The following is a 2508-nucleotide window of genomic DNA, read 5'->3' as shown; positions in this document are numbered from 1 at the left end:
GGTCGTCGGGGCCGGTCATGGCGCCGGGCACGGGCTGCGGCTGGGGAGGCAAGGGGGCTCCCCCTGGGGTGTGCGGCATGGTGGGTGCGGCGCGGGCGTCACGACGTTCACGTCCTGGGCCCGGCGCCTGCCTCCTTCGGTGGTGCGATGGTGGTGCGGTCGTACGGTGCGGGGCGCGTCGCCGGAGATCTCCGGCGAGCGGGACACGTCATCGGCGATCCCGAGCACCAGGGACGGGTTACCGGCGACCCCCGGCGCGAGGGACGCGTCACCGGTGGTCTCCGGCGAGCGACGGGGCGAACGGGACAGGAACGAGTGCGGTGGGGCGCGAACGGGGGTAACGATGGCGGGAGTTCGCGCGGGCGGGTTCCGGTGGCGCGGATCGTGGCGTCCAGGGCGCCGGTCTGCCGGACCAGGACGGCCTCTGCCTGCTCGTCGGTGATAGTCAGTGGAGGGAGAAGGCGGATCAGCCCGCTGTGGCGTCCGCCGAGTTCGACGATGAGCTCACGCCACAAACACTCCTGCTGGACCGCCGCCGCGAGGGCGGGGGCGGCGGGCAGAGCCGCCGTATGCACGGCGTCGGCGTACGAGGCTCCCTCACACGGGGCTCCATGCGCACCCCCGTCCTCGGCGCCCACCGACCGGGCTGCCTCACCCCGGATTGCGTCACCCCGGGCTTCCCCGTCTGGGGTGCCCTCGTGGTCGGCGTACGCGGCGGGCTCGGCCTCCGGAGTGACCGGTCCCAGGCCGATCATGAGGCCCCCACGGGGTGGTTGTGTCCCAGGGCCAGAGCTCCGGCTCCGGCGACGGCTACGGCTACGGCTGCGGAGAGACCGTCGGGACAGCGGCAGCCGTCGGCTCCTTCGATCGTCTTCCCCCGGGCGCGCGCCGGAACGATGGGCAGCGCCCGGACGTAGGTGCGGGCGGCCGGCTGACGCAGCGACTGACGCCGCAGAATGCCCCGGGCGGGGCCGCCGTCGTCACAGACGCTTGGCAGGGCCAACGACGGGAGTTGGGTCTCGGCCACGAGTCTCGTTCCTCCTGCTGCTGAACACCCTGCGGCTGTCCCCCGTACGTACCAACGACGCGTCGGGCTCCGGATCACGGGCTGGGCGAAGATCCTTGCGGCCGGGAACCAAGGACCCGCTCGCAACCGTCGTAGGCGACACCGGCATAGTGGGATGCCACCCCGTTGTCGGGGCGGTGCATGACAATTCCACACAGGCCGTAGAGCAGCTCAGATCCTCAGGGGGAGTTCCGCCCATGCCATCCAAACGCCGACCCGCACTGGTCGTGGCCGCCATAGCCTCGGTGCTGGCGCTCACCGCCACCGCGTGCGACTCCTCGGACGACAACGCCGGCGCCGGGCCCACCGAGTCGTCGAAGCAGCAGGGCGTGGGCGACATCAAGCTGCCCGACAACCTCAACGACAAGTTGAAGAACCTCGGCATCGACCTGGACCAGTGGAAGAACGGTGCCTGGAACAACTGGGACAAGAACGACTGGCTGCGCGAGGCCGGCGACTTCATCAACCCGATCATCAAGGGCCTGTGGAAGCCGGACCGGATGCGCGAGGCGCAGGAGCCCGACAAGCCGGTCGACGACAGCGACATCGCGGACGACCAGGGCGTGACGGACCCCGATCCGCAGCCGGTCGCGGCCAAGGAGGTCGCCAGCCCGTACAGCGCGAACGTCCCCTACGCGGGCAAGGTCTTCTTCGACGGGCCCGAGGGCTCGATGGTCTGCTCGGCGACCGTGGTCCAGGACCCGGCGCACCCCGGGAAGTCCAACCTGGTGTGGACGGCGGGCCACTGCGTCCACGCGGGCAAGGGCGGCGGCTGGTACAAGAACCTGATGTTCGTCCCCTCGTACAACGACTCGGGCAAGTCCCAGGCCGAGTTGGAGAACGCCACCAGGGAGGAGCTGGCGCCCAAGGGGGTCTGGTGGGCCGACTGGGCGCAGACCTCCTCACAGTGGATCGACACCGGCGCGGCCGTGGGCGGCAAGGGCGCCCCGTACGACTTCGCGGTGATGCATGTGAAGCCGGAGGTCAGCGGCGGCAAGTCGCTCGAGGAGACGGTGGGCGGCGCGTTGCCGGTCGACTTCAACGCCCCGGCGGTGAAGTCCATCGACGAGATCACGGCCACCGGATACCCGGCCGCTCCGCCGTTCGACGGCCAGAAGATGAACCAGTGCGCGGACAAGCCGGGACGGCTCTCGCTGGACGCCGGGCAGCCGACGATGTACCGCATCGGCTGCACCATGACCGCGGGCTCCTCCGGCGGTGGCTGGGTCGCCCAGGGCTCGGACGGCAAGCCGGCGCTGGTGTCCAACACCTCGATCGGCCCGTCCAACGCCACCTGGCTGGCAGGTCCGCACCTGGGCCCCGAGGCGAAGGGCGTCTACAACGCGGTCAGCAAGAAGTTCGCGAACCAGTGAGCGGCTGCCTGTCGGTGACCGGCTGAGCCGGTCACCGACAGGCTCCTACGGCGAGGGCCCGCCCCCGGA

The 2508-nt window shown here is 71.0% G+C and carries 1 protein-coding gene and 1 pseudogene; one reads left to right on the top strand and one right to left on the bottom strand.

The window, feature by feature from the left end:
• Nucleotides 1-763: 763 nt before the first annotated feature.
• Nucleotides 764-1003 (bottom strand): annotated as a pseudogene (locus tag AXW62_RS45945) (aspartate aminotransferase family protein); the annotation flags it as partial.
• A 260-nt stretch (nt 1004-1263) separates the two neighbouring features.
• Between AXW62_RS45945 and AXW62_RS21350 the strand changes: the two are divergent.
• Complete coding sequence (locus tag AXW62_RS21350) at nt 1264-2439, top strand: trypsin-like serine peptidase (RefSeq protein WP_030839444.1); 1176 nt, start codon at nt 1264-1266, stop codon at nt 2437-2439.
• The last annotated feature ends 69 nt before the right edge of the window (nt 2440-2508 follow it).

Origin of the sequence: Streptomyces hygroscopicus subsp. hygroscopicus (assembly GCF_001553455.1) — a bacterium.
In the GTDB taxonomy this organism is placed as follows: Bacteria; Actinomycetota; Actinomycetes; order Streptomycetales; family Streptomycetaceae; genus Streptomyces; species Streptomyces hygroscopicus.
Note: the sequence above shows the minus strand (reverse complement) of the source record. Positions and strands in the feature narration are given on the sequence as shown.

Excerpts from the sequence above, each read along its gene's own strand:
- AXW62_RS21350 (WP_030839444.1), top strand. The coding sequence starts at position 1,264 with ATGCCATCCAAACGCCGACCCGCACTGGTCGTGGCCGCCATAGCCTCG.